The sequence below is a fragment of the Rhizobium sp. No.120 genome, assembly GCF_054558365.1.
This window is the reverse complement of record NZ_BAAJNQ010000008.1, coordinates 221,142-247,699: the sequence shown is the minus strand read 5'-3', so window position 1 is coordinate 247,699 and position 26,558 is coordinate 221,142. Positions and strand designations below refer to the sequence as shown.

General features: G+C 60.1%; 21 protein-coding genes and 2 pseudogenes. 15 read left to right on the top strand and 8 right to left on the bottom strand.

All coding sequences use genetic code 11. From position 1 onward, the window contains the following. Positions 1 to 30: 30 nt before the first annotated feature. The 4 genes and pseudogenes from ACYJRZ_RS22085 to ACYJRZ_RS22070 all read right to left on the bottom strand — a co-directional run. Positions 31 to 648 (bottom strand): hypothetical protein, encoded by a 618-nt coding sequence (locus tag ACYJRZ_RS22085; RefSeq protein WP_459462554.1) that lies wholly within the window; start codon positions 646 to 648, stop codon positions 31 to 33. 279 nt (positions 649 to 927) lie between these two features. Further along, positions 928 to 2,880: a DUF882 domain-containing protein gene (locus ACYJRZ_RS22080; protein WP_459462552.1), complete on the bottom strand. Its 1,953-nt coding sequence runs from the start codon at positions 2,878 to 2,880 to the stop codon at positions 928 to 930. Between the two features lie 175 nt (positions 2,881 to 3,055). Next, positions 3,056 to 3,268, bottom strand: a pseudogene (locus ACYJRZ_RS22075) (helix-turn-helix domain-containing protein); the annotation flags it as partial. A gap of 116 nt (positions 3,269 to 3,384) precedes the next feature. Then, positions 3,385 to 4,636: pseudogene (locus ACYJRZ_RS22070) on the bottom strand (sigma-54-dependent transcriptional regulator); the annotation flags it as partial. Positions 4,637 to 4,855: 219 nt separating this feature from the next. Between ACYJRZ_RS22070 and ACYJRZ_RS22065 the strand changes: the two are divergent. The 9 genes from ACYJRZ_RS22065 to hemH all read left to right on the top strand — a co-directional run bounded on the left by ACYJRZ_RS22065 (position 4,856) and on the right by hemH (position 14,856). Continuing rightward, positions 4,856 to 6,700 carry a M3 family oligoendopeptidase gene (locus ACYJRZ_RS22065; RefSeq protein ID WP_459462550.1) on the top strand — a complete coding sequence of 615 codons (1,845 nt, stop codon included), beginning with the start codon at positions 4,856 to 4,858 and terminating at the stop codon, positions 6,698 to 6,700. Positions 6,701 to 6,789: 89 nt separating this feature from the next. Continuing rightward, positions 6,790 to 7,950, top strand: a complete 1,161-nt coding sequence (locus tag ACYJRZ_RS22060; RefSeq protein ID WP_459462548.1) for an aminodeoxychorismate synthase component I — start codon at positions 6,790 to 6,792, stop codon at positions 7,948 to 7,950. After that, positions 7,935 to 8,576 (top strand): aminotransferase class IV family protein, encoded by a 642-nt coding sequence (locus ACYJRZ_RS22055; RefSeq protein ID WP_459462546.1) that lies wholly within the window; start codon positions 7,935 to 7,937, stop codon positions 8,574 to 8,576. Before ACYJRZ_RS22060 ends, ACYJRZ_RS22055 begins: the two co-directional genes overlap by 16 nt. Positions 8,577 to 8,580: 4 nt before the next feature. Further along, a complete protein-coding gene (locus tag ACYJRZ_RS22050) occupies positions 8,581 to 8,865 on the top strand; it encodes a YciI family protein (RefSeq protein ID WP_459462544.1) in 285 nt (94 codons plus the stop codon). 242 nt (positions 8,866 to 9,107) lie between these two features. Beyond that, positions 9,108 to 10,559 (top strand): homospermidine synthase, encoded by a 1,452-nt coding sequence (locus ACYJRZ_RS22045; protein WP_459462542.1) that lies wholly within the window; start codon positions 9,108 to 9,110, stop codon positions 10,557 to 10,559. 178 nt (positions 10,560 to 10,737) lie between these two features. Further along, positions 10,738 to 11,127: a hypothetical protein gene (locus ACYJRZ_RS22040; protein WP_459462540.1), complete on the top strand. Its 390-nt coding sequence runs from the start codon at positions 10,738 to 10,740 to the stop codon at positions 11,125 to 11,127. A 28-nt stretch (positions 11,128 to 11,155) separates the two neighbouring features. Then, positions 11,156 to 11,479 (top strand): hypothetical protein, encoded by a 324-nt coding sequence (locus ACYJRZ_RS22035; RefSeq protein ID WP_459462538.1) that lies wholly within the window; start codon positions 11,156 to 11,158, stop codon positions 11,477 to 11,479. Between the two features lie 146 nt (positions 11,480 to 11,625). Continuing rightward, positions 11,626 to 13,725, top strand: a complete 2,100-nt coding sequence (locus tag ACYJRZ_RS22030) for a 5'-nucleotidase C-terminal domain-containing protein (RefSeq protein WP_459462536.1) — start codon at positions 11,626 to 11,628, stop codon at positions 13,723 to 13,725. A 96-nt stretch (positions 13,726 to 13,821) separates the two neighbouring features. Then, a complete protein-coding gene (gene hemH / locus ACYJRZ_RS22025; protein ID WP_459462534.1) occupies positions 13,822 to 14,856 on the top strand; it encodes a ferrochelatase in 1,035 nt (344 codons plus the stop codon). Positions 14,857 to 14,889: 33 nt separating this feature from the next. Here hemH and ACYJRZ_RS22020 read toward each other — a convergent pair whose 3' ends face one another. Next, a complete protein-coding gene (locus ACYJRZ_RS22020; RefSeq protein ID WP_459462532.1) occupies positions 14,890 to 15,798 on the bottom strand; it encodes a S1C family serine protease in 909 nt (302 codons plus the stop codon). A gap of 298 nt (positions 15,799 to 16,096) precedes the next feature. Between ACYJRZ_RS22020 and ACYJRZ_RS22015 the strand changes: the two genes are divergently transcribed. Beyond that, complete coding sequence (locus ACYJRZ_RS22015) at positions 16,097 to 17,110, top strand: SPFH domain-containing protein (RefSeq protein WP_459462530.1); 1,014 nt, start codon at positions 16,097 to 16,099, stop codon at positions 17,108 to 17,110. Between the two features lie 2 nt (positions 17,111 to 17,112). Beyond that, positions 17,113 to 17,571 (top strand): NfeD family protein, encoded by a 459-nt coding sequence (locus tag ACYJRZ_RS22010; RefSeq protein WP_459462528.1) that lies wholly within the window; start codon positions 17,113 to 17,115, stop codon positions 17,569 to 17,571. On the opposite strand, the gene ACYJRZ_RS22005 is transcribed toward ACYJRZ_RS22010, so the two are convergent. Continuing rightward, positions 17,572 to 18,567, bottom strand: a complete 996-nt coding sequence (locus tag ACYJRZ_RS22005) for a KpsF/GutQ family sugar-phosphate isomerase (protein ID WP_459462526.1) — start codon at positions 18,565 to 18,567, stop codon at positions 17,572 to 17,574. 197 nt (positions 18,568 to 18,764) lie between these two features. On the opposite strand from ACYJRZ_RS22005, the gene ACYJRZ_RS22000 reads away from it, so the two are divergent. Next, a complete protein-coding gene (locus ACYJRZ_RS22000) occupies positions 18,765 to 20,282 on the top strand; it encodes an outer membrane beta-barrel protein (protein WP_459462524.1) in 1,518 nt (505 codons plus the stop codon). A 93-nt stretch (positions 20,283 to 20,375) separates the two neighbouring features. Here the strand turns inward: ACYJRZ_RS22000 and galU are convergent, their stop codons facing one another. Continuing rightward, positions 20,376 to 21,263: a UTP--glucose-1-phosphate uridylyltransferase GalU gene (galU, locus tag ACYJRZ_RS21995; RefSeq protein ID WP_459462522.1), complete on the bottom strand. Its 888-nt coding sequence runs from the start codon at positions 21,261 to 21,263 to the stop codon at positions 20,376 to 20,378. Positions 21,264 to 21,465: 202 nt separating this feature from the next. On the opposite strand from galU, the gene ACYJRZ_RS21990 reads away from it, so the two are divergent. The 3 genes from ACYJRZ_RS21990 to ACYJRZ_RS21980 all read left to right on the top strand — a co-directional run bounded on the left by ACYJRZ_RS21990 (position 21,466) and on the right by ACYJRZ_RS21980 (position 24,947). After that, positions 21,466 to 22,689, top strand: coding sequence for a lytic murein transglycosylase (locus ACYJRZ_RS21990; protein WP_459462520.1), 1,224 nt, complete (start codon positions 21,466 to 21,468; stop codon positions 22,687 to 22,689). Between the two features lie 81 nt (positions 22,690 to 22,770). Beyond that, complete coding sequence (locus tag ACYJRZ_RS21985) at positions 22,771 to 23,958, top strand: SGNH/GDSL hydrolase family protein (RefSeq protein ID WP_459462518.1); 1,188 nt, start codon at positions 22,771 to 22,773, stop codon at positions 23,956 to 23,958. 239 nt (positions 23,959 to 24,197) lie between these two features. Then, the gene (locus tag ACYJRZ_RS21980) at positions 24,198 to 24,947 is read left to right on the top strand and encodes an aminoacyl--tRNA ligase-related protein (protein ID WP_459462516.1); all 750 of its coding nucleotides are present in this window, start codon (positions 24,198 to 24,200) and stop codon (positions 24,945 to 24,947) included. A gap of 63 nt (positions 24,948 to 25,010) precedes the next feature. Here ACYJRZ_RS21980 and ACYJRZ_RS21975 read toward each other — a convergent pair whose 3' ends face one another. Then, on the bottom strand, positions 25,011 to 26,465 hold the full coding sequence (locus ACYJRZ_RS21975) for a glutamate synthase subunit beta (protein WP_459462514.1): 1,455 nt from the start codon (positions 26,463 to 26,465) through the stop codon (positions 25,011 to 25,013). Between the last annotated feature and the right edge of the window lie 93 nt (positions 26,466 to 26,558).

The window sequence follows — 26,558 nt, the reverse complement described above, 5'->3', positions numbered from 1 at the left end:
TTTCAACGGGTCTGAACAACTGAAAGAAAGCTAAATGAGCATGCCGATGCGGCCGCTCGCCATTTTGTCTTCGACCCAGCGGCGCTCATCCAGCCATGCATGGCGCTTCCATCCTTCCCAGCTGAAGCCGCAAAGCTTCACCTCCCATTCGTCGGCAGGCAATCGCGACAGCACATATCGGATGCCGAAGAAGCCAGTGCTCGGAAAGAGCTGGTGCATCCGGCATTCGGTGACGCCGAGTTCCTTGCAGCCTTCGATGTAGAACTGCGGCGGCATGATGCGGATTTCCTTGCCTGCCGCGCCGACCAATTCGATCGTCCGCATCGTCCAATCGCTTCTTCGACCTTTCAGGCGCGAAAGGAGATTGGGCTTGGGGTGATATTTGCGGATGATATCGGGATGATAGGCCAGCACGACCTCTTTGGCGGCCGTGAAAGTCGGACTCGTCAAGAAGGCCGGGTCCGTCAACCGACGCTGCATCGGCTTGCTGGAAGCTGCGAGCATGAGAATATCGGTCCGTGAGCCGCTCATCCCGATCGAGGCTTTCGGCTCGTTGAAGCGCATTGCGAATTCCGCATTGTCCACGACCTCGGAAAGGTCGCGCTGCAGCTTGCCGTTGCCGATGATGATTGCCGTCTTGCGGGTCAAATATGAATATCCATCAGGTCTGAAATCGCCGACCTAACGAAGCCAAATGAAGCCAAACTGAAGACGGATCAGGGGAAGGATGCATAAATGCTGACACGAACCTGAAAGCCATCGTGATGTCACTCGCAAGCAACAGCAGTGCCTGAGGACCATGCTTCAGCTCAGATTTGTGTGGGGCTTGTGAGTGCAATAAGCCGATGCGACCGCGAAGGGGCAACATCCCTACCGAATCAAAAAGGAGCCCAAACGGGCTCCCCGAAGTGATGAAGATGGCGAAGGTTATTCGACCGAATTGAACTTCTTCACCTGAAGGAAATTCACAGCCGTGCCGCTGAAGCGTTCGGGATCAATCGACGCGGTCTGCACCTTGAAGCCGTCCGTGTAAACGGCAGTCGGCTGAGCACGAAGCGTCGGGCTCACGAAGCGTGGCGCCTTGACCGGGCGGTTCACGATCTCGACCCGAGCCTTCGCGATCGCCCATTGCGAGATCATTTTTTCCGTCAGCGTCGGCGCAGTTGTCACGGTTGCCCGGCCCGAATCGGCGACGACGGCATCCTGCTTGTTCGGCCGTCCACCCTTGGTCGCAATACCGGCAGCAATCGGACGTTCCTGCGACGTTGTCGGCTCGAAACCATCGTTGAAGCGACGGCTGCTGGCTTTCACCTCGTTACGAACCGGCGCGAGCGCAGCCACCTGCATCGGCATTTGCTGAGCCGGCCTTTGCTGCGGCAGGACGGACGCGATTGCCTGCGCCGCATCGTTACCGGCAGCAAGGTCATTACCCGCTGGAGGTAGCTGATCCTTGGACGCTAGGTTGTTCGACGGTTGAGTCACCGCAACGGCATTGTTGGCATCCGATCGATCCGGACGGCTTTGCTCCAGAGCCGCAATGACCGAGGGCGAAAGCGCGCCCGCATCAGCCTGATCGTCGGCAGCCTCCTGATCGGCATCGGCTGATGCAAGCAGGCTTTCAGCCAATTCCGGACGCTGTGCCGGCACCGGAACGGCTGCCAGCTGGCCTTTCATGTCAGCTTCGGCCGATGCCACTTCGGCATCGCCGGGCGAACGGCGGTCAAGCAAGGACGGCACCGGCACATGATAGGAGCGAAGATCGGCATATTGCTGCTGATCGCCCGTATCCGGCATGGCGGCGGCAAGTGCATCCTGAGCAGCGCTGCGAGACGGCGAGACGAGAGCGGAAGCAACTTCGCTGCCGGCAGGCTGATTGCCGAATGCCGGGCGAACCTGCGGAACGGGCGCGTTTACGCTGGCAACCTGAACCTGGGCGGGAGCCGGAGCGGCGCTATCGTCACCGCCGTCATCACTGGCGACCGGAGCCGGCTGGCCTTTGCGAGCAGCCGAAGCGACGGCCACCGGTGCCGCCGTCGTCCCGGTATCTGCATTATCCTCTTCCTCATCCGCACCGCCGCCGCCAAACAAGCGGGCAAAGAAGCCGCGGCGAGGCGAGGAGCTGGCGATCTGGATGTTGTCGGACGACATGCGGCGCTTGTAATCGGCGACCGCCTGCTGATAGCCAGGCAACGGCCGGCCATCGGCGGGAATATGCATCGTCTTGCCATCCGGGAAGAGGCGGACGAGATCCTGGCGATCCATGCGCGGCCATGCGCGCACGCCGCCGACGTCCATATGGACGAAAGGCGAACCCGAAGTCGGATAATAGCCGACGCCGCCTACCTGCAGCTTCATGCCGATTTCACGCAGCTTGGAAAGCTTGACGTCCGGAAGATAGAAATCCATCGCGTTGCCAAGCATGTGCTGGCTCTTCTTGGCGACGCCCGTGTGGGCCGAACGCGTGCGCAGCATCTCGTTGGTGCCAGGCGAACGGAACCCACAGATCACGTAGATGAATTCGTGCGAACCGCTTTCGCGGTAAGCCTCCCAGATCAGATCGAACAGGCGCGGGTTCATCTTGGTAGGCTGATTCTTGCGCCAGTCGCGCAGGATGCGGTTCAGCTTCTCCAGGCCGTCAGGATCGAACTTGCCATTGCGCTTATAAGTGATGACGGCCTTCTCGCCGGTGTGGACGTAATAGATTTTCAGGCTGCGGGTTTCACCACCAGCCTGCGAGGGAGTGCCGACGAAAACAGGAGTAGAAACGGCCAAAGCAAGGAGGCCAACGGCTGCTACCTTGGCCACCTTGCTAAATAGATAAGAGCACGCAGAATGCCAGCTCAAGCTATTAGGCTTGGTATTTGCACTCAAATTCGGCAATTCGATCCCCGTCCGACAGACAATGTCGCATCGTGTTCCAAATGGCTGTCAATTGCGGTGACACGATGGCAAAAATGCCACACATGGTCGCCCCCTTCATACATGGTGAACGATGCACTAACAAGTGCTTTACGACAGGTAACAAAATATGCTTGCCTAAAGGTTAAGCTTCTCCTCATGCCGCGCTTTTTTGCGGATCATCCGGGTCGATGCCATAGTCTTTCAACTTGCGATAGAGAGTTGAGCGGCCGATACCGAGCTTTCTTGCCACCTGACTCATCTGCCCACGATAGAACTTGAGGGCGAATCGGATCAGTTCTTCCTCGACATCCGCAAGTTTCCTCACATCGCCCGAGGTGTTCGTGCTAACGATGACGTTGTCAGAAGCACCGGCTGACGCATCAGCAGAAACAAGCGGAGGAGTTGCAGTCGATCCCTGCGAAATTCCGTAAGGGACCCGCTCGCTTCTTTCAGTCGCGAGGCTCTCCGCAGAAGAGATATGCGAATTATCCACAACCAGGGTCGGATGCTCAGCGGCGAAATAGCCCGGTAGCTGCGCGGCGATCTGCGGGAAATCCGTATCGAGCAGTTCCGGTCCTTCGGACAGGACGACCGCGCGGAAGATCGCGTTTTCGAGCTGGCGGATATTGCCCGGCCAGTCATAGGCCGTCAGCAATGCAAGAGCGTCATTGCTGATACCAAGAGGGCGATCGAGCTTCTGCTCCAGCGCAAACCGGTCGGCAAAAGCGCGCGCCAGATGCGGGATATCCTCTTTGCGGCGGCGTAGGGCCGGCATTGTGATCGGGAAGACATTGAGGCGATAATAGAGATCCTCGCGGAATCGCCCCGCCTTGACCTCTTCGATCAGATCCTTGTTGGTGGCCGAGATCAGCCGGACATTGACCTTCTGCGCGACGCGTGCACCAACGGTCTCAATTTCGCCCTGCTGCACTGCGCGCAAAAGCTTGACTTGGACCTCCAGCGGCAGATCGCCGATCTCGTCCAGGAACAGCGTGCCGCCATCGGCTTCCATGAACTTGCCGACATGGCGTTCGGTCGCGCCCGTGAACGCTCCCTTCTCGTGTCCGAAAAGAATGCTTTCGACGAGATTGTGCGGGATCGCGCCGCAATTGACGGTCACGAACGGCTTGCCGGCACGATCGCTGGCGGCCTGGATGGCACGAGCCACCAGTTCCTTGCCGACGCCGGATTCGCCTTCGAGTACCACCGGAATGCTCGATTGCGCCGCCCGATGGGCGAGATCGAGCACACGCATCATCGCTGGACTTGCCGAGACGATGTCGTCGAACGAAATGCTGCTTGAGCGCGACTTGCGCCCGGCGCGGGCCTTGGCTTCGCGCTGGTCGAGCTTCAGCGCGTTGGCGATGGACGCAGCGATACGCTCCGGCGATACCGGCTTGACGACAAAATCGAAAGCGCCGGCGCGCATGGCCTGCACCACGGTATCGATGCCGCCCTGCCCGGTCTGCACGATGACGGGCAAGTCGATGCCCATATCGTTCAGCGCGCCCAGGAACTCGATGCCGTTCATTTCCGGCATCATGAGATCCAGCACGATCACGTTGATCTGATCATTGCCACGCTTCAGGAACTCCAGGCCGAGACGGCCATTTTCTGCCAGATGGGCGACGTGTCCGTGCCGCTCGATGGCATTTTTTAGCAGACGGCGTTGAATCGGATCATCCTCAACAACGAGAATCTGCGCGCCTCCCTTGGCGCTATTGTAAACGGTCATTGGTGCCTCACTTCATGCGAAACCTGACACGGACATTCGCAGAAAGGCTTGAACATGAAGTTTTGCCAAACCATCGCATTTTAATCATTATGACGAATATAAAATCGCTTATGAATCAACGGCCGGCGCGGGAAAATCAGGCCTTGCGGTGGTCTTTCCAGCCGACTAGACACGAATGGATCGGACGATCCGAACAATAAAGCAGAGGAAATTTCGCCCATGAGCCCGACCTCGCTCCACCACTCCCTTAATTTCTCCGCAAGCCCGGCGGCCGGCCAGGCGCTTGGCGAGCTGCCCGCCTGGAAGCTCAGCGATCTCTATCCGTCTGCCACCTCGCCGGAATTTCTTGGAGACATTGAAAAAGCCGGCAAGATGGCCGGTGCCTTCGAGGAAAAGTGGAAGGGCAAGCTTACCGATGCAGCCGCCAAAACCGGCGAGGTCGGCATCGGCACAGCCATCAAGGAGTATGAGGCGCTTGACGATATCATGGGCCGCCTCGGCTCCTATGCCGGGCTCACCTATTTCTCCAACACTATCGATCCGGCCAACGGCAAACTCTATGGCGACGTCCAGGCGAAGCTGACGGACTACGCCGCGCATTTATTGTTCTTCCCGCTGGAATTGAACCGCATCGACGACGCCGTCATGGATGCCTGCATGGCGAATGACGCCACCGCCGGTCACTACCGTCCCTGGATCGTCGACCTGCGCAAGGACAAGCCGCATCAGCTCGACGACAAGCTCGAACAACTGTTCCTTGAGAAATCGATGACGAGCGCTGCCGCCTTCAACCGCCTGTTCGATGAAACGATGGCGGAACTCCGCTTCGAGATCAACGGCGAGAAGCATCCGCTGGAAGTGGCCCTGAACATGCTGCAGGAACAGGACCCCGAAGTGCGCCGTAAGGCTGCCATGGCGCTTGCCGAAACCTTCAAGGCCAATCTGCGCACCTTTACGCTGATTACCAATACGCTCGCCAAGGACAAGGAAATTTCCGACCGCTGGCGCGGTTTCGAGGATATTGCCGATAGCAGGCATCTCGCCAACCGCGTCGAGCGCGAAGTGGTTGATGCGCTGGCTGCTGCCGTGCGTGACGCCTATCCACGCCTGTCGCATCGCTATTACAAGATGAAGGCCAAATGGCTCGGCATGGATCAAATGAACTTCTGGGATCGCAACGCGCCGCTGCCGGAAACGCCAAATGCGCTGATACCCTGGAAGGACGCGAAGGAGACGGTTCTTTCCGCCTACGGCAATTTCGCGCCAGAAATGGCTGCGATCGCCAAGCGCTTCTTCGATGAGGAATGGATCGACGCGCCGGTGCGGCCCGGCAAGGCGCCGGGCGCCTTCGCGCATCCGACTGTGCCGTCGGCGCATCCCTATGTCCTCGTCAATTATATGGGCAAGCCGCGCGATGTCATGACGCTCGCACACGAACTCGGCCACGGCGTGCACCAAGTGCTGGCCGGTGGCCAGGGTGCGCTTATGTGCCAGACGCCTTTGACGCTGGCTGAAACCGCCTCCGTTTTCGGCGAGATGCTGACTTTCCGTGCGCTCCTCGACAAGACCACCGACAGGCGCGAACGCAAGGCGATGCTCGCCCAGAAGGTCGAGGACATGATCAATACGGTGGTCCGCCAGATCGCCTTCTACGAATTCGAGCGCAAGGTTCATACCGCCCGCAAGAATGGCGAGCTGACATCGGATAATATCGGCGAGCTGTGGCTCTCCGTACAGGAAGAGAGCCTAGGTCCTGCTATCAAGATTTCCGAGGGCTACGAGACGTATTGGGCCTATATCCCCCATTTCATCCACTCGCCCTTCTACGTCTATGCCTATGCCTTCGGCGATTGCCTGGTAAACTCGCTCTATGCCGTTTACCGCAATGCCGAAAGGGGCTTCCAGGAGAAGTATTTCGAGCTGCTGAAGGCCGGCGGCACCAAGCATCATTCCGAACTCCTGAAGCCTTTCGGCCTCGACGCAACCGACCCGTCGTTCTGGAGCAAGGGCCTGTCGATGATCGAAGGGCTGATCGACGAGCTGGAAGCGTTAGATAAGAACTGAGCTGAAGAGAAGCAGGACAGGCACGTCCGCCTTTGCTGCAGCTCCGTGCCTGCCAAGTGACACAGCAACGACCCGATAGACATCCGCGCATGGCCGATGCGATACCTTACGTCCTTTTCAGGGACGACAGCATAGGACAGGTGATGATCTTTGCCGAACCGGACGAGATCATTATCGCCCATACGCGCGCGCAATTTTTCGATGCTCTCGATCGGATGGAGAGGGTCAGGCGGCAGGGACAATGGCTTGCCGGCTACATGGCCTATGAGGCTGGGCATCTTTTCGAGGAAAAGCTCGCATCCTTCACCGAGGACAACAGGGAAACGCCGCTCCTCTGCTTCGGCGTTTTCAATGCTCCTGCCGCTGATGGCCACCCGCTGGGTCAGCCGATGCAGCGCCTGGAAAACCAGGAGTTTCTAACGGAGCCGAAGGCCGCTTGGAATTTCGAGAAATATAAGGAGCGCTTTGACAGGCTGCATTGGCATCTGCGTCAGGGCGACTGCTATCAGGCAAACCTGACCATGCCGATCCATGCCCACTGGAACGGCGATCCCCGCGCCGCCTTCTGGTCTCTGATCGAACGGCAGCCGGTGAAATACGGCACACTGGTCGATCTCGGCGGCCCGATCATCCTGTCGCGCTCGCCGGAGCTTTTCTTCCGCACGGACGAAAATGGCTGGATCGAGACGCATCCGATGAAGGGCACAGCCAGGCGCGGCGCGAATGTTGCCGAGGACGAGCGCATCATCGCCGCCATGCTATCAGACGAGAAGATGCAGGCCGAAAACCGCATGATCGTCGATTTGCTTCGCAACGATATCTCGCGCATCACCGAGGTCGGCACGTTGAATGTGCCAAAGCTTTTCGAGATCGAGACCTATCCCACGCTCCATCAGATGGTGAGCCACGTGCAGGCGAAGCTTCTGCCGGGCATATCGATCCGCGATATCCTTGCCGCGCTCTTTCCCTGCGGCTCGATTACCGGCGCACCCAAAATGCGGGCGATGGAAATCCTGCATGAACTGGAAGACAGCCCCCGTGACGCCTATTGCGGCGCGATCGGCATGATCTCGCCTGGTGGCGCCATGCGTTTTTCGGTGGCGATCCGCACGATCACGCTTTTCGAAGACGGTCGCGCGGTGTTCAATGTCGGCGGAGGCATCGTCTTCGATTCGACGGCGGAAGCGGAATATGAAGAATGCCTCCTCAAGGCGCGCTTCGCCGTGGGGGACAGATGGATCGACCGGTAGAGGACTTTTCCCTGATCGAGACGCTGCGCTACGAGCCGGAAACCGGCTTCGTTCGCCTGCGCCTGCATCTCGCCCGCCTGCAACGCTCCGCCCGCCGCCTCGGCTTTTCCGCGCCGCAGAACGTACTCGGAAAGTTGGAGCAGGCGGTGGCAGGCGCCGCCACGCCATTGCGGGTGCGGCTCACACTGGACCGCGAAGGGCAGACGACGGTGACGACCGTTCCCTTCGTCCCATTGCCACCCGACACCACCTGGCGGGTCCGGATAGCCACGACCCGGCTCGATTCCGCCGACAAGCTGCTGCGCGTCAAGACCACGCGCCGCGCAGCCTATGAGGCGGCGCGCGCGGAATATCGCCCCGACCAGGCAGACGAAGTGCTGCTGCTCAATGAGAAGGACGAGGTTTGCGAAGGGACGATCACCTCGGTCTTCCTCAAGGACGACACGGACGTGCTCCGCACCCCTCCCATATCATCGGGTCTGCTTGCCGGCGTCCTACGCACCGAGCTCATCTGCCAGCGCAAGGCTCGCGTCGGCCGCATCCGCCTCGAAGACCTGAAAGATCGCCCCCTGTATGTCGGAAACTCCCTGCGTGGCCTGATCCGCGCGCAACTCCTATGGAATTGATTGAATGTTCATTCTGTCGCTTACCTACCTCAAGGGCAATGACGAAGCCGATAAGCATATGGAGCCGCACATGGCCTGGGTGAAGGAAGGCTATGCCAGGGGCTGGTTCCTTGCCTCCGGCCGCAAGGTGCCGCGTACAGGCGGCGTCATCTTCGCCCGCGGCGAGCGGGCGGAACTTGAAGCCTATGTCGCCGCCGACCCATTCACCATCCACGGCGTCGCCATTTACGAAGTCCAGGAAGTCGCTCTGACCACAGTTACCGGTGGATTGGAAAGCCTGAAGGCCTAAGCGACAGAAGGCACTTGCCTTCCGTCGCATTCCGTTTATGTCAGCGAAAACCAACCTTGGGGGCAACAAACTCGTCGCATATGGCGTGTATGTTGGCCTCCACTTGACTTTGCCCGGCTAACCCTGAACAGCTCTTTATTGTGACATCAAATTATGATTAGAGCCGCCCACCTCGCGTTTTCGCGCAACTCTGATTGAATTTCGTGAACCGAACGGCGTCCTGCCTTTCGAAGGAGAAAAGAATGACGAAACACAACTATCCGGTATATGCCGAAATTACCGGTCCGATCGTGATGATCGGCTTTGGCTCCATTGGCCGTGGCACCCTGCCCCTGATCGAGCGCCATTTCAAATTCGACAAGAGCCGGATGGTCGTCATCGACCCGCAGATGGACGCCGAACATCTGGCGATTCTGGAAAAGCATGGCGTCCGCCATATCCAGGAATATGTCACCAAGGACAATTACAAGGACCTCCTGAAGCCCCTCCTGACGGAAGGCGGCGGCCAGGGCTTCTGCGTCAACCTCTCGGTTGATACCGGCTCGCTCGATCTGGTCAAGCTCTGCCGCAAGCTCGACGTGCTCTACATCGACACCGTCGTCGAACCCTGGCTCGGCTTCTACTTCGACAAGGGCCTGAAGAATGCCGACCGCACCAACTATGCGCTGCGCGAAACCATGCGCAAGGAAAAGGAAAAGAACCCTGGCGGCGCGACGGCCGTTTCCACCTGCGGCGCCAATCCGGGTATGGTCTCCTGGTTCGTCAAGCAAGCGCTCGTCAACCTCGCCAAGGATATCGGCCTGAAGTTCGAAGAACCGGATCAGCATGACCGCGAAGGCTGGGCCAAGCTGATGAAGAAGGTCGGCGTCAAGGGCGTCCACATCGCCGAGCGCGACACGCAACGCACCAAGCATCCGAAGCCGCTCAATGTCTTCTGGAACACCTGGTCCGTCGAAGGCTTCATTTCGGAAGGCATGCAGCCGGCCGAACTCGGCTGGGGCACACATGAAGAATGGATGCCGAAGAATGCCAAGAAGCACAAGAAGGGCTGCAAGGCCGCCATCTATCTCGAGCAGCCGGGCGCCAACACCCGTGTGCGCACCTGGTGCCCGACGCCTGGCCCGCAATACGGCTTCCTGGTCACCCACAACGAGTCGATCTCGATCGCCGACTATTTCACCGTGCGCGACAAGGACGGCGAGGTCACCTTCCGCCCGACCTGCCACTACGCCTATCATCCGGCCAACGACGCCGTGCTCTCGCTACACGAAATGTTCGGCAACGGCGGCACGCCGCAGCCGGTTCATCACGTTCTCGACGAGGACGAGCTGGAAGACGGCATCGACGAACTCGGCGTGCTGCTCTACGGCCATGCCAAGAATGCCTACTGGTACGGCTCGCGCCTGTCTCTCGAAGAGACGCGCCGCATCGCTCCCTACCAGAACGCCACCGGTCTGCAGGTGACCTCCGCCGTACTCGCCGGCATGGTCTGGGCGCTGGAAAACCCGAAGGCCGGCATCGTGGAAGCTGACGAAATCGACTACAAGCGGTGCCTTGAAGTACAGCTGCCCTATCTCGGTCCGGTCGAAGGTCACTACACCGATTGGACCCCGCTCGATGGCCGCCCGGGCCTCTTCCCGGAAGACATCGACACCAAGGACCCATGGCAGTTCCGGAACATTCTGGTTCGCTGAGGTATAGTGTCAGCTTGAAAACAGATTCGAATGCCCGCACAGATCGTGCGGGCATTTTTGTTACGCAAGCCAGATAAATCAAGCAGATCGCCGGTGACATCTTGCTTTAGCCTGATGGGCGCGGCATCTTCCTGCAACCAATACGCCTTTACACCGCCTCTGTTCGCGGGAGATATTTATGAAGATGAGAACCGTTCTTGCCCTCGTTGCTGCCGCGGCAGCCCTCTCTGCCTGCGTCGATTTCGGCGGCTCCAGACCGCCGCCGATGGCGATGAATCCGGGTGGCGGCCAACCACGCATGAATTCGGTGGAAGGAAGCTGGGCCGATTCGAACGGCCTGAATTCGACCTTCAACGGCGGCCGATTCGAAACGCACACGACGGATGGCACGAACCAGCAGATGGCCTCGGGAACCTACACGACCGATCCATCCGGCATGATCCAGATCAATCTCTTTTCGAATATCAAGCGCACCTCATCGAAGGTCAATTGCTTCCTGGCCAATCCCAGCCAGCTCAATTGCACCTCCGAAACCGGCGGGCATTTCTCGCTCAATCGCCAGGGCTGATAGAGGCCCGATAGACGGATAAGGCATCATGCGAGGCATGCTGATCCTCTATCTGGCACTTGCCGCAGCATTGCCCGTCGCCATTCTGGCGACGGTCCTCCCTGTAAACAGCTATCGGGCTCAGGGCATCGACGCCCTTGATTGCGACGGCCCGTTGAGCGTTCTCCTCTTTGCGATACCCGCTTTACTCGTCTATGGCGGCGGCGCGATCCTGCTCTACCGGAAGCGGAAGCGGCGCTTTCACCTCGGCACTGCACTCCTCTGCCTGCTTGTCTTTTGCGTCGTCAGCTGGAATGCCGCTACGGCGCTGCGCGAATCCTATAGTGCAGCCTCCGTCGAAGCCTGCGCCTGATCCGGCAGGCCATTCCGCCGCTTTGTAAAATCCTGATGAAGCCAGCAGCTTTTGCTTGCACTCACTCAGCCGGGATGGAAACATTGGCGCGGGGGACCGCCTCGGGCATTGGCGGGCCGGATTGCAATGACCAACAGGAGAGACAGATGAAGCAGCCTTTCGGAGTGGGTCTTTTGGCCGCCACGCTGCTGGCGCTAAGCACCAGCGCCGCCTTCGCGGACTATCAGCTCAACATCCTGCACTTCAACGATTTCCATTCGCGCGTCGAGTCGATCAACAAGTTCGACGCGACTTGCTCCGCAGAGGAAGAAGCCAAGAACGAGTGCTTCGGCGGCGCGGCACGGCTGAAAGCGGCCATAGACCAGCGGCGTGCCGCCCTTGCCGGCCAGAACGTGCTTGTCCTCGATGCCGGCGACAACTTCCAGGGCTCCCTGTTCTACACAACCTACAAGGGTGCAGCCGAAGTCGAATTCCTGAACGACATGAAGATCGATGCCATGACGGTCGGCAACCATGAGTTCGACGATGGCGAAGGCCCGTTGGCGGCATTCCTCGACAAGGCGCAATTCCCCGTCGTAACGGCCAATCTGGTGGTGGACGACCAGTCGAAGCTCGGCGAACGCATCAAGAAGTCGATCGTGCTCGATATCGGCGGCCAGAAGATCGGCATCGTCGGCGCGGTGACGACCGAAACACCGGAACTTGCCTCTCCCGGCCCGCATGTGAAGATCACCGACGATGCCGCCGCCATCAGCGCCGAAGTCGATGCACTGAAATCGCAGGGCGTCAACAAGATCATTGCGCTCACCCATGTCGGCTATCCCCGCGATGTCGAGAAGATCGCCAAGATCGCCGGCGTCAGCGTCGTCGTCGGCGGCCACTCGCATACGCTCCTGTCGAACACGGATCCGAAGGCGGCCGGCCCCTATCCGACCATGGTCGATAATCCGGCCGGCTATAAGGTGCCCGTCGTGCAGGCGGCGTCCTATAGCAAATATCTCGGCGACATCGTCGTCACCTTCGATGACAATGGCGCCATCAAGGACGCCAAAGGCGATCCGATCCTGCTCGATTCTTCCATCAAGCCCGATCCTACGATCCTCGCACGTGTGCAGGAGATGGCAAAGCCGATCCAGGAACTGCGCAAGAAGGTCATCGGCAATTCGCAAGCGCCGATCGAAGGTGCGCGTGAAGTCTGCCGCATTCGGGAATGCTCGATGGGCAATCTCGTCGCCGATGCGATGCTTGACCGCACCAAGACGCAGGGCATTTCCATCGCCATCCAGAACGGCGGCGGCTTACGCGCCTCCATCGGCGCCGGCGATGTCAGCATGGGCGACGTACTGACCGTGCTGCCTTTCCAGAACACGGTCGCAACCTTCCAGCTGACCGGAGCCGACGTGAAGGCGGCACTCGAAAACGGCCTTAGCCAGATCGACGACGGCGCTGGCCGCTTCCCACAGGTTGCCGGCCTCAAATACAGCTTCGACAAATCCAAGCCGCCGGGCAGCCGCCTTGTCTCCGTCGAGGTGCAGGAGGGTACGGAATTCAAGCCGATCGATCCTGAAAAGACCTATGGCGTGGTCAGCAACAACTACATGCGCGCCGGCGGCGACGGCTACACCGTCTTCGCGAAGAATGCCAAGAATGCCTATGACTTCGGCCCCAACCTGGAATCGGTGGTCGCCGATTATCTTGGCACACACAATCCCTACAAACCCTATACGGATGGACGCATAACCCAGATAGCCGCGGCGGCGCCAGCTGCGCAGCCGGAACCCGCAAAGCCCGCCGAGACCACCCAGACAGCACCGGAGCAGAAGCCCGCACCGGCCGCCGCCGATACCGGTGGCGCCCCGTCCACGACAACCCCACCGGCCTCCTCACCTCCCACGGTGACAACGCCAAGCACGACGCTGCCGACAAATCCGGCCGCAACGCCATCCGCCCCGGCAAATTCGAACCCGGCACAGTCGACGCCGGCGACCTCAGCTCAAGCAGCGGAAAAGCCAGCCGCCTCCGCACCGGCCACCACGGCTCCGGCAGCAACGGCGCCGGAAACCAAAGCCAGCGAGCCGCCGAAAACACCGACAACCCATGTCGTCGTCGCCGGCGACACGCTCTGGGATCTCGCCAAAACCTATTACGGCAATGCCAGGGACTGGCACAAACTCGTTGCCGCCAACCGTAATATCAAACCACATCATCTGTCGGTCGGCGAAAAGTTGAAAATTCCGGCCAAGTAAGACGATTTGTCTCGCTTGCTCCAGCCGGTCCGGGCTTTCCCGGACCGGCTTTTGTTCTTATGTGAAGTGCTTCGTATCTTGAGAGGAATTCAATCGATGACAGCAGACCTGACCACGCTTTCGCCCGGTCACCCCAGCGTGAAATACGGCAAGGTCGGCGTGCTGCTCATCAATTTGGGAACGCCTGACGGCACCGATTACTCCTCGATGCGCCGCTACCTGCGCGAATTCCTGACAGACCGCCGCGTGATCGAGTTGTCGCGCTGGAAATGGTACCCGATCCTGTTCGGCATCGTGCTCAACACCCGGCCGCAAAAGGTGGGCAAGGCCTATGAGACGATCTGGAACAAGGAGAAGAACGAGAGCTATCTGCGCACCTACACGCGCAACCAATCCGACCTGATGGCCGAGCGGCTGCGCGACCTGCCCAACGTCAAGGTCGACTGGGCCATGCGTTACGGCCAGCCCTCGATTGCCGATCGCATCCAGGCATTGAAGGATGATGGCTGCGAGCGCATTGTGCTCTTCCCGCTCTATCCGCAATATGCAGCGGCAACGACGGCGACGGTCAACGACAAGGCCTTCGAAAAGCTCCAAAAGATGCGCTGGCAGCCGGCCATCCGCACCGTGCCGCAATATCACGACGATGAGACCTATATCGAGGCGCTCGCTAATTCCGTGACCCGACATCTCTCGACGCTGGACTGGCAGCCGGAAAAGATAATCGCCTCCTTCCACGGCATCCCCATGTCGTACTTCAAGCTCGGTGACCCCTATTACTGCTTCTGTCAGAAGACCGGCAGGTTGCTGCGCGAGAAGCTTGGCCTAACCGAAGATCAGTTCATGGTCACCTTCCAGTCCCGCTTTGGCCCGGAGGAATGGCTGCAGCCCTATACGGACAAGACGGTGGAAGAGCTTGCCAGGAACGGCACCAAGCGCATCGCGGTGCTCAATCCCGGCTTCGTCTCCGACTGCCTTGAGACGCTGGAAGAGATCGCCGAGCAGGCGGCTGAATCCTTCCACCACAATGGCGGCGAGAAATTCACCCACATTCCCTGTCTCAACGACAGCGAAGACGGCATGAAGGTGCTGGAAAAAGTCGTACGGCGGGAGTTGCTCGGCTGGGTGTGACGAATCGCCGGAATTAATCCCGACGACACGCGCCTACTGAAGCTGTGGCTTCTTGAGGAAGCTGCCGCGATCGGCGGATTTGACGCGCAGCCACGCCTCGCGGCCGTCACGCAACACACGCATGGGGATCTCGGATCCAGCCGGGCCGCTCTCCCAGATCTTGCGGTAGAAATCCGCGAGCCCATCGACTTCGCCATCCCGGATTTCCGAAATGACGTCGCCGCGACGCAAGCCAGCCTTGGCGGCCGGGCCACCCTCCGTGACGCTCATGACAACGACTTCGCCATTGCTTTCGGCCGAAAAGGCACCGAGCCATGGCCGCGGCGGCTTGTTGACGCGGCCGCGCTTGATCAGATCGTCCAGGATCGGCATCAAGAGATTGATCGGCACGATCATGTTGATATCCGCGCTGTCGCCCTTCTCCGTCGCCATCTGCAAGTGCAGCGAGCCGATACCGAGAAGCTTACCGTCCTCATCGATAAGAGCCGCGCCGCCCCAAGAGGGATGCGCGGGTGCGGTGAAGATCGCCTCATCAAGCAGATATTCCCAATAGCCGGCAAATTCCTGTTTTGCGACGATCTTCGCCTCGACGAATTGGCCGAGCCCGTCGGCGACGATGACTTCATCGCCGATCTCTGCCTTGTCGGCGTCGCCGAACTCCAGGGCGGGCACATCGAGAGGCCCGAGCGCTTGGACAAGGCCGAATCCCGTCTCCTGATCGTAGGCAAGCGCATGGCCGGGCACGACACGGCCGCTATTGGTCGTGAGCCAAACTTCTTCGGCTTCGGTAATCAGATAACCGATGGTCAGTACCAGGCCGTTACCGCGGATGACCACGCCGCTGCCCTCCCTGCGCGTGCCGAGCGTTGCCGCCGTAAAGGCGTCTTCCGGAATTGAGGCGTGCACGGCCACAACCGACCGCAAGGTCCTATCTAAGTTCATAGCTTCACCCTGGTGATGCGCGATGGCTTGGCCCGAAAAGGCTGCGAGGCAGCGGGGCCGGAAATTTCATATAAGGTATGAATATCAATCGCCCGGTGCAAGACCCGGACGACGATTGCTTGAGCGGTGCCGCAGCAAAACGCCCGCTGCGACCCCATTCCTCACTTGCCGAGAACATGCTAACCCACCACATCTGATTGAGCTGCTGTCTCATGAGCTCGCCCGAGTGGGGACGCGGAACAGCAGCTGTTTAAGCGACGCGAACCTGTTGAGGCGGGCGCGTCCATGGAGGAGTTCGATGGTCGTCAGTGGTTTCAGCATCGTTGTGATTGCCTTGGTGGTCTTCGTCATTCTGGTGCTGTTTGCAGGCATCAAGACCGTACCTCAGGGCTATCGATACACAGTCCAGCGCTTCGGCCGCTATATTCGGACGCTGGAACCGGGGCTCAATCTGATCGTGCCCTTCATCGAAACGATCGGCGTGCGGATGAACGTGATGGAACAGGTGTTGGCCGTGCCGACCCAGGAGGTCATCACCAAGGACAATGCGAGCGTTTCCGCCGATGCAGTCGCTTTCTTCCAGGTGCTGAATGCGGCGCAGGCCGCTTATCAGATCACCAATCTGGAAACCGCGATCCTCAACCTCACCAAGACCAATATCCGCTCCGTCATGGGATCCATGGATTTGGACGAGCTTTTGTCCAATCGCGATGCCATCAACGAACGACTGCTGCGCGTGGTCGATGAGGCGGTAGAGCCCTGGGGCATCAAGGTAACGCGCGTCGAAATCAAGGACATCCAGCCACCGAAAGACCTGGTTGACGCCATGGGGCGACAGATGAAGGCCGAACGCGAAAAGCGCGCCCAGGTGCTGGAGGCGGAAGGCCTGCGCAACGCGCAGATCCTCCGCGCCGAGGGTGCAAAGCAGGCAGCCGTGCTGCAGGCCGAAGGCCAGCGCGAAGCTGCCTTCCGCAATGCCGAGGCCCGCGAGCGCTTGGCCGAGGCCGAAGCCAAGGCGACCCGCATGGTGTCCGAAGCGATTGCCGAGGGCAATGTTCAGGCGATCAACTACTTCATCGCGCAGAAATATACCGAGGCACTGACAGCGATCGGTTCCGCCAGCAATTCGAAGATCGTGCTGATGCCGATGGAGGCGAGTTCGATCATCGGTTCTCTCGGCGGCATCGGCGCCATCGCCCGAGAGGTCTTCGGCGACAATGGCGATGGCGGCACGCCGCAGCCCTCTCGCTCGCGTTCCGGCCCTACCCGCACAACGCCGTCGATCAATCCGCTGCCGCCGAAGGAGACCTGACAATGTTCTCCGATCTCATCGTCGAACTTGGTCCCTGGAGCTGGTGGCTCGTGGGTCTGGCACTGCTTGCCGCCGAATTGGCGCTTCCGGGCTTCTTCCTGGTGTGGATCGGGCTCGCGGGCATCATTGTCGGTGCACTCTCACTGCTTTTCTGGGGGAGCAGCTTCTGGGTCTGGCAGGTTCAGGGGCTGGTCTTTGCAGCCACGGCCGTTATTGTCACCCTCATCGGCCGCCGTTATCTCTACAACAATAGCCAGCTAACCGACGAGCCGTTCCTGAACCAGCGCGGCGCCAGTCTCGTCGGACGCACGGCAACGCTTGAGCAGCCCATCACCGAAGGCCGGGGACGCATTCGCCTCAACGATACCTATTGGACGGTCAACGGACCGGACCTGCCGATCGGCACCCGCGTCAAGGTCGTGTCCAGCAACGGTCGTGAATTGACGGTCGAGCCCGTCTGATCAGGCGACACCGATCCTCAGCAGATCGTGGAAATGGACGATGCCGATCGGGCGACGGGCTTCGTCGACGACGATCAGCGCCGAAATATTATGACGGTTGAGAACCGCCATCGCGCTGGTGGCGAGCGTGGTTTCCTTCACGGTCTTCGGATTGCGCGTCATCATCTCGTCGACCCGCATCTCGGCGAGGCTGGTGCCCAGATTACGAGCGATATCGCCGTCGGTGACGATGCCGCAAAGGCAGCCGTCGTCATCGATGACACCGACGCAGCCGAACCTCATCTCCGCGAGGGTCATGACGGCTTCCTGCATGCCCGTACCAAGCTTGACCAGGGGAACCCGGTCGCCCTTATGCATGATATCGGCAACATGCGAGAGGCTTGCGCCCAGCTTGCCGCCGGGATGGAAGGTGCGGAAATCCTCGGCGGTAAAACCGCGCGCCTCCAACAGCGCAACGGTCAGCGCATCGCCGATCGCAAGCTGCAGCAGCGTCGATGTGGTCGGCGCCAGTCCATGCGGGCAGGCTTCCTGTTCCTTGGGAAGCAGCAGGACGACATCGGACTCCCGCGCCAGCGTCGAGGTCTCGCCGGCAGTGATCGCGATCATCGGGATCGAGAAGCGGCGGGAATAGCTGATGATCCCACGCAGTTCGGCGCTTTCGCCGCCCCAGGAGATGGCGATGATGACATCATCCTGCGTGATCATGCCGAGATCGCCGTGGTTGGCTTCGACCGGATGGACGAAGAAAGCCGGCGTTCCGGTGGAAGCGAGGCTTGCGGCGAGCTTGTTGCCGATATGGCCACTCTTGCCGACACCGGTAATTACCACACGGCCGGAGATATCGCCTATGATCTCCACCGCACGGCTGAAGGGCTCGGCCAGGCCGTTGGTCAGCGCGCGTTCCAGCGCCTCCATGCCCCGTCTCTCGGTCTCGATCGTTCGCATCGCGGATTCGATCGCACCGTTCTCGATGAGTCTTACAGCTCTCTTATTCATGAGCGAGGCCTAACGCTTTTCAGCAAATCTGTCCACCAAAGATCGATCGATACCAATGGCGGCGCATGCAACGCACCGCTGCAAAATATGATCGAACCCTTTCTTGTCACCATCGCTTGGCAACTAAGCGTTAACCACGCGGCTTTACACTTGGGTAAGAATTTAGGTCATTTCCAGCAGGGTCAGATATAAACAATATGGGCATCGGCAAGGACAAGGCGGGTCATGGTGCCCTCCGGCTGACGGCATGGGCGAGTTCCGCGCTGCTCGGCTGGGGCATCGCATTTGCCCCTCCGCTGCCGGTTAACGCGCAATCATTGCCGCCAGATCAGAACCTCGACGATACCTTGCCTGCTCCGACATCGGTATCCCCGACCGATCCGAATGGTGCCCACACCGCTAACGGCCAGACGGCCGCATCGACCAACCAGACGTCGACAACCGGTGACGCGCCGTTAAACGTGCCGCTGCGCCTCACCGGCATCGACCCCACAACCACCGGCTCGACGCTGGATAACGACCTGCGCCGCGTGAACCTGCGGGAACCAAGCGTCGATGACCTGAGAGCTCGCCGGTATCCAGATCGGCCAGATGCACAGGGCATACCGCTCGGCACCTTTACTCTGCGCCCGTCGATCAATCAGTCGATCAATGTCGAGCGGGATCGCACAGGCGACGTCAAGGACAACCGCACCTTCTTGCAGACCGATCTGCGCAGCACCCTCACATCGGATTGGGATCGTCACGCGCTGACCATCACCGGCGAAGGCGTCTGGCAGAGGAACGTCGGCGGCACGGGCGAAGAAAAACCGACTGTCAATCTGAATGCCGACCTGCGCCTAGATCTTCCAGCCGACACGACCGCGCATGTCACCGCCGGCTATCAATTCTACCGGGAGGATACGAGCGACCCGAATGCGATCGCCGGTGCCTCGAAACAATCCGCCGTCAACCAGTACACGGCCGGACTGTCGCTGGAGCGCGATTTCGGCTTGCTGCGCGGCACGACGGCCGTGGCGCTGACGCGCAGCGTCTATTCCAACGCCGTGCTTTCGGATGGAACGACTGTTACCCTCAGCGATCGTAACCAGACGGCCGGAACCTGGCGCGGCCGCATCGGTTACGAGCTCTCACCCGCCATCATTCCCTTCGTGGAAGTCGATCTCGGGCGAGCCGTCTACGACCAGACGCGCGATAGCAACGGTTACGCTCGCTCGAACCAGAGCTATGGCGGCAAGGGCGGCGTCGAAGTCGATCTCGGCGAAAAATTCAAGGGCGAGCTGGGCTTCGGCTACCAGCACACGGAATTCGACGATTCGCGCCTCGCATCAGTGGACTCACCAACGATCGACGGCAACCTTGCCTGGTCACCCCAGCGCGGTACCGACATCAGCGTCGGCCTTTCGACGACGGTCCAGCCCTCGACCTCAGCCGGCCTCAGCGGCTACACCGCGTACCAGCTGACGAGCACCGTGGCCCATCAGCTGCGCGACGATCTCACCGCCAAGCTGACGGGCGGAACGATCTGGCGCAACTATCCCTCCAATGGCAGCGCCGCCGATGAAACCGAATATGACGCCGCCTTCGGCCTGACCTGGGGGATCAATCGTTACCTCGATCTCACTAGCAATGTCGGCTATCAGCTGACGACCAGGGACGTTGGCGACAGCACCCGTCAGTTCCAGGCCGGCATTGGTTTGACCGCGAAGCGTTGATGGCCCGCACCTCGCTTTGAATACTCTTGCGTTCAAACGAATTGAGGCCCGGCATATGCCAGGCCTCATCATATTTCCCGAAAGTTCGAGCGCTTATTTTAGGGCAGCGATCAGCGCCTTGAACTCGTCCTCGATGGTCGGGCGGATGTCGTCACGCGCCAAAGCGAAGGCGACGTTCGCGAGGATGAAGCCGTCCTTTGCGCCACAGTCGAAGGTCTGGCCGCGGAAGTGATAGCCGGCGAAGTCCTGCGTCTTGGCAAGCTTCAGCATGCCGTCCGTCAGCTGGATCTCGTTGCCGGCGCCGCGCTCCTGGCTTTCCAGAATGTGGAAGATTTCCGGCTGAAGAATGTAGCGGCCGTTGATGAAGAAGTTGGACGGAGCAGTGCCCTTGGCGGGCTTTTCGACCATTTCCGTAATGCGGAAACCGTTGCCGATCGTCTCGCCGACACCGACGATGCCGTATTTATGAGCCTGATCGGGCGCGCATTCCTCGACCGCGATGACATTGCCGCCGCTGTGCTCGTAAAGCTCGATCATGCCCTTCATGCAGCCCTTTTCGGCGCGCATGACCATGTCGGGCAGCAGCAGTGCGAACGGCTCGTCGCCGACGATCTCGCGGGCGCACCAGACGGCGTGGCCGAGACCGAGCGGCTCCTGCTGGCGCGTGAAGCTTGCCGTGCCGGCCTTCGGCAGCAGGCCGCTCAGCAGCGACAGCTCGGCATTCTTGTTCCGCTGGCGCAGCGTCTGCTCAAGCTCGAACTGGATGTCGAAATAATCTTCGATGACGTGCTTGCTGCGGCCGGTAACGAATACGAAATGCTCGATGCCCGCTTCCATTGCCTCGTCGACGACATACTGGATCACCGGCTTATCCACGACGGTCAGCATTTCCTTCGGCACCGCCTTGGTCGCCGGCAAGAACCGCGTCCCTAGCCCGGCGACCGGAAATACTGCCTTACGAACCTTCTTATGCTGTCCCACGCATACCTCCTGGCATTAAATCAGTTGGCACAAAGCCATTCTAAAGGTCAGTAGATTAGATTTGCTACCGTTTTGCAAATAATGACTGACGCAAACTTCCATGGTAAAGAATTTGTTGACTTCGTTCGTTTAGCGTCATGCATGGGCCGATGCAACGCGCATCGCCGCACCGAAATCCAACGATTGATGGACAAGGCTGTAGATGACCGTAAACCGCAAACACTCCCTTCGTGGTCTCGCTCTGGCGCTCGCGCTCGGCGCCTTTGCGGGATTCCTTCCCGCTAACGCCAATGCTGACCCTGGGTTCCAGAAATGGATCGCGGGCTTCTACGCTACCGCCGCAAGGAGCGGGATTACGCAATCCACCTATCGCGATGCATTTGCCGGTGTAACCGATCCGGACCCCACGGTGCTTGAAAAGGCGCAGTACCAGCCGGAATTCAAGTCCCAAATCTGGGATTACCTCGACTCCCGTGTCAATCCCTATACGGTCGATATTGGCCGCAAGATGGCGGTCAAGTACGGATCCACACTGCGCACGCTCGAACAGCATTTCGGCGTCGACCGCAATATCATGCTGGCCATCTGGTCGATGGAGTCGAATTATGGCGAAGTTCTCGCCAAGAACGATCGGCTGCATTATGTGCCCCGCGCGCTGGCAACCCTTGCCTATGCCGATCCGAAACGGGCGAATTACGCCAAAAAGCAGCTCATCGCCGCACTGAAGATCCTGCAGAAGGGCGATATCTCGCGCAAGGACCTGAACGGTTCCTGGGCCGGCGCCATGGGCCATACGCAGTTCATCCCGACGAGCTATCTGCTCTATGCAGTCGATGCCGACGGCAGCGGCCATGCCGATATCTGGAATTCCGTTCCGGACGCCTTGGCGACAACGGCCAATCTTCTCGCCAAGAATGGTTGGGATACCGGCCGGACCTGGGGTTACGAGGTGGTCGTGCCCCCCGGCGGCAGCGCTCAGGCCGGCAAGACACACACCATCGCACAATGGGCGGCTCTCGGCTTCGTGCGTCCTAACGGCAAGGGTTTCCGCACCACCTCGGACCGCGCACAGCTGAAGATGCCCGGCGGACCGAACGGTCCCGGCTTCCTGATGACCGGCAATTTCTTCACCATCAAGCGCTACAACGCCTCCGACAACTATGCGCTGGCCGTGGGCCTGCTCGCGGATCAGATCGCCGGATATGGCGGCATGCAGCAATCATGGCCGCGCCCGAGCGGCGCACTCGACGTCAAGCAGAAATTCGAGCTGCAGACGCGTCTGAAGCAACTCGGCTATTACGATGGCGTGGTCGACGGCAATTTCGGCTCGGGCTCGAAGGCCGCGATATCAGCCGTTCAGCAGCGCATGGGCATGGATGCGGACGGCGAGCCGTCGATGAACCTGCTCAAAGCACTGCGCAAGTAGGCCGCCTCGAGCGAATCCGGATTGCCGGACGATGAAATCGTCCTCATGCGGCGCGGAGTCGTCAGCGGAAAAGAAGCGATCATGAAACACCCTGCCCGCGCGACCAAGGCAACTGTAAGGATTGTTCTGACGGCATTCCTCGCCGCCATCATCGCGCTTGGCTGCCTGCCGAATATGGCGCAGGCGCAGGAGCGTCCGCGGCGGAACCTGTTCGATATGCTGTTTGGGCCGCGTGAGCCCGATTATCCGGATCAGCCCATCGAGCAGCCGCCGCCACGGCGCAAGGTGCAGCCAAAAAAGCGGCCGACCCCGCCGCCGCGTCAGCCAGTCGTGCAGCCCGAAACGCCGCCGCCCGCGGAAAAGCTTCCTGACGCCAAAACCATACTCGTCGTCGGCGATTTTCTGGCGAGCGGTCTGGCAACGGGGCTGGAGGATGCCTTCTCCACCTCCCCCGGCGTCGTCATCCAGTCCCGCGGCAACGTCGCCTCCGGTCTCGTGCGTCAGGATTATTACAATTGGCCGCAGCAATTGCCTGGCATGATCGATCAGCTGAAGCCGGCCATGGTCGTCGTCATGATCGGCGCCAACGACCGCCAGCAGATGATCGGCGACGGACTGAACGAGAAATACGGCACCGACCCGTGGTTCCTCGCCTATGAAGAGCGCGTGCAGCAATTCGCCAAGCTGGTAACGAGCCGCCACATTCCGCTGCTCTGGGTCGGCCTCCCTTCCTTCGGCTCCGATCAGCTGACTGCCAGTGCGGTCAAGCTCAATCAGATCTATCAGAGTCAGACCACCAGTGTCGGTGGCGAGTTCATCGACATCTGGGACGGATTTACCGACCAGAACGGCGAGTTCATCGTCACCGGTTCCGACATCAACGGCCAGCAGGTTCGGTTGAGAACGGCCGACGGCGTCAATCTGACGGCAGCCGGCAAGCGCAAACTCGCCTTCTATCTGGAGAAATCCGCGCGCCGGATCCTGGGCGATCAGGCAAGCCCGGACATCACGCGCCTAGACACGGGCAATCTCGTGCCGGCGCAACAGGCCAATCTTCCTGGCGCAGAGCCGGAAAAGATCACCCGCACGCAGCCGATGAACCTCTCCGATCCCGATCTCGACGGCGGCTCGCAGCTTCTGGGCAGCAGCCCTGCCCCTGCCGCAACGACGTCATCGCCCCGCGATCTTCTGGTCGAAAAAGGCCTGATGGATCCGGCGCCGGCCGGCCGCGTGGACGACTACAGATTGCCGGGATCGGTTGCACGGTAAGCGTCGCGGCTGCGGTTTGACAATCCTGCGCCCCGCCAATAGAAGAATTGCATGAGCACCAAAAGCGCAGATCAGATCGATCGTTACCGCACCTGCCCGCAGGTTGCGGTTTTGCGCGCGTTCTCCGGCCGAGGTCTCCGCGTCCAGTCGTGACAGCCGGAGGCGTTTATGCGTCCGGCGGCGGCTGGACGTAAAGCCCTCAACCTCAAGACATCAACGTTGCCCATGGAGAATGGCACGTGCTCAATATCTATAGCGTCAATTCGCTCGTTCACTGGGAAGAGCGGGACATCCGGCTGCGCGACGATTTCGTCCGCTTCTTTTCCGATGAAGTCGCGAACCTCCTGCGATCCGCAAATCCCGCCTGGGATATGCGAAGGATCGAAGCACCGACTCTGATGCCTCGAAACCTCGTTTCGGACGCCTATTCCAACTCGGACATATGGGTGCAGGAGCGAATGTCGAACACCGAGACCGAACTTGTCCTGCGGCCGGAAACGACACCTTCAAGCTATGTCTACATGCAGCATCTCCTCGGAAACCATTCGAGAACAAGCTTGCCACTATGCGTCTGGCAAGCCGGCAAATCCTTCCGCCGGGAACAGGATCAGCCAAGCAAGCATGTGAGGCTCAAGGAATTCTATCAGCTCGAGTTCCAATGCGCCTTCACCGCCGATAGCGGCAACGATTATCACGCTGCCTCCCTTGAGCCGGTGCGACGGATGATCGCCTCGGTCATCCATCTGCCGACCCGCATCGTGCCGTCCGATCGCCTTCCGGCCTATTCTGAGGTCACCATGGATATCGAGGTCGATAACGGCGATAAATGGATGGAGGTCTGCTCGATCTCGAAACGCACGGATTTTCCACAACGCTACCGCAGCCAGCCGAAGAAAGGGCCGGCGTTAGACCATGACGTTACGGTGCTCGAAATCGCTATCGGCCTCGATCGCTGCATCTACAACTGGAATATCGCCGCAAGCCGATAACGACAAAGGCCGGGGTCGCAATGAACCCGGCCTTCAATCACTTTGCGCGAAAGACAGCGAAACTTAGGCCGGCAGAACCGTCGAACCCATAAGAGCCTCATCGATCGCGCGCGCGGCCTGACGGCCTTCGCGGATCGCCCAGACCACCAGCGACTGGCCGCGGCGAACGTCACCGGCTGTCCAGAACTTGTCGACAGACGTCTTATAGTCCTTGTCGTTGGCAACAACGTTGGTCGAGCCGCGACGGTCGGCATTCACAGTCAGCTTGCCGTCAAGTTCCTTGAGCACGCTGTCGGTGAACGGGCCGCGGAAGCCGATGGCGATGAAGGCGAGGTCGGCGCGGATGACGAATTCCGTGCCGGCGATCGGCTTGCGGCGATCGTCCACTTCGCAGCACTTCACGCCGGTCAGCACGCCGTCTTCGCCGATGAATTCGAGCGTCGCGACCTGGAATTCGCGAACCGCGCCTTCGGCCTGCGAGGAGGAGGTGCGCATCTTCGTTGCCCAGAACGGCCATACGGCGAGCTTATCTTCCTTCTCCGGCGGCTGCGGACGGATATCGAGCTGCGTGACCTTTACCGCGCCCTGGCGGAATGCGGTGCCGACGCAGTCTGATGCCGTATCGCCACCACCGACGACGACGACATGCTTGCCGCCGGCCAGGATCGGATCGGCGGGCCAGCCGACGCTGTCAATGTTTTCGCGGCCGACGCGACGGTTCTGCTGCACGAGATAGGGCATGGCGTCATGGACGCCCGCCAGCGTCGTGCCAGGAATGCCCGCTTCGCGCGGGGTTTCCGAGCCGCCGCAATAGAGCACGGCATCATGATCGGCCAGAAGCTGCTCGACCTTGATATCGACGCCGACATTGACGCCGCAATGGAAGGTCACGCCCTCGCCCTTCATCTGCTCGACGCGGCGATCGATGAAGTTCTTCTCCATCTTGAAGTCCGGGATGCCGTAGCGCAGCAGGCCGCCCGGCTTGCTTTCGCGCTCGTAGACATGGACGTCATGACCGGCGCGGCCGAGCTGCTGGGCGGCTGCCATGCCGGCAGGACCGGAGCCGATGATCGCGACCTTCTTGCCCGTGTGCACGGTTGCCGGCTGCGGCCGGATGAAGCCGAGCTCATAGGCCTTGTCAGCAATCGCCTGCTCCACCGTCTTGATGGCGACCGGCGCATCTTCCAGGTTCAGCGTGCAGGCTTCCTCGCAGGGCGCGGGGCAAACGCGGCCGGTGAATTCCGGGAAGTTGTTGGTCGAATGCAGGTTGTGGATCGCCTGCTCCCAATTGTTGTTGTAGACGAGGTCGTTCCAATCGGGGATCTGGTTGTGCACCGGGCAGCCGGTCGGGCCGTGGCAATAGGGAATACCACAGTCCATGCAGCGGGCTGCCTGTTTCTGCACCTCCTGGTCCGACATGGGGATCGTGAATTCACGGAAATGCCGGATGCGATCCGACGCAGGCTGATACTTCGCCACCTGCCGGTCGATTTCCAAGAAGCCTGTTACCTTGCCCATGCTTTCGTTTCCTCACTCAAAAAGAGGAGCTCATGGCTCCCGTGCCTGAGGGTCATCTCGGTTTCCCTATCCGGCACTTTAATTCAAATCCGA

Coding starts and splice junctions, on each gene's coding strand:
- ACYJRZ_RS22065 (WP_459462550.1), top strand. CDS start 4,856: ATGAGCCCGACCTCGCTCCACCACTCCCTTAATTTCTCCGCAAGCCCG.
- ACYJRZ_RS22060 (WP_459462548.1), top strand. CDS start 6,790: ATGGCCGATGCGATACCTTACGTCCTTTTCAGGGACGACAGCATAGGA.
- ACYJRZ_RS22055 (WP_459462546.1), top strand. CDS start 7,935: ATGGATCGACCGGTAGAGGACTTTTCCCTGATCGAGACGCTGCGCTAC.
- ACYJRZ_RS22050 (WP_459462544.1), top strand. CDS start 8,581: ATGTTCATTCTGTCGCTTACCTACCTCAAGGGCAATGACGAAGCCGAT.
- ACYJRZ_RS22045 (WP_459462542.1), top strand. CDS start 9,108: ATGACGAAACACAACTATCCGGTATATGCCGAAATTACCGGTCCGATC.
- ACYJRZ_RS22040 (WP_459462540.1), top strand. CDS start 10,738: ATGAAGATGAGAACCGTTCTTGCCCTCGTTGCTGCCGCGGCAGCCCTC.
- ACYJRZ_RS22035 (WP_459462538.1), top strand. CDS start 11,156: ATGCGAGGCATGCTGATCCTCTATCTGGCACTTGCCGCAGCATTGCCC.
- ACYJRZ_RS22030 (WP_459462536.1), top strand. CDS start 11,626: ATGAAGCAGCCTTTCGGAGTGGGTCTTTTGGCCGCCACGCTGCTGGCG.
- hemH (WP_459462534.1), top strand. CDS start 13,822: ATGACAGCAGACCTGACCACGCTTTCGCCCGGTCACCCCAGCGTGAAA.
- ACYJRZ_RS22020 (WP_459462532.1), bottom strand. CDS start 15,798: ATGAACTTAGATAGGACCTTGCGGTCGGTTGTGGCCGTGCACGCCTCA.
- ACYJRZ_RS22015 (WP_459462530.1), top strand. CDS start 16,097: ATGGTCGTCAGTGGTTTCAGCATCGTTGTGATTGCCTTGGTGGTCTTC.
- ACYJRZ_RS22010 (WP_459462528.1), top strand. CDS start 17,113: ATGTTCTCCGATCTCATCGTCGAACTTGGTCCCTGGAGCTGGTGGCTC.
- ACYJRZ_RS22005 (WP_459462526.1), bottom strand. CDS start 18,567: ATGAATAAGAGAGCTGTAAGACTCATCGAGAACGGTGCGATCGAATCC.
- ACYJRZ_RS22000 (WP_459462524.1), top strand. CDS start 18,765: ATGGGCATCGGCAAGGACAAGGCGGGTCATGGTGCCCTCCGGCTGACG.
- ACYJRZ_RS21990 (WP_459462520.1), top strand. CDS start 21,466: ATGACCGTAAACCGCAAACACTCCCTTCGTGGTCTCGCTCTGGCGCTC.
- ACYJRZ_RS21985 (WP_459462518.1), top strand. CDS start 22,771: ATGAAACACCCTGCCCGCGCGACCAAGGCAACTGTAAGGATTGTTCTG.
- ACYJRZ_RS21975 (WP_459462514.1), bottom strand. CDS start 26,465: ATGGGCAAGGTAACAGGCTTCTTGGAAATCGACCGGCAGGTGGCGAAG.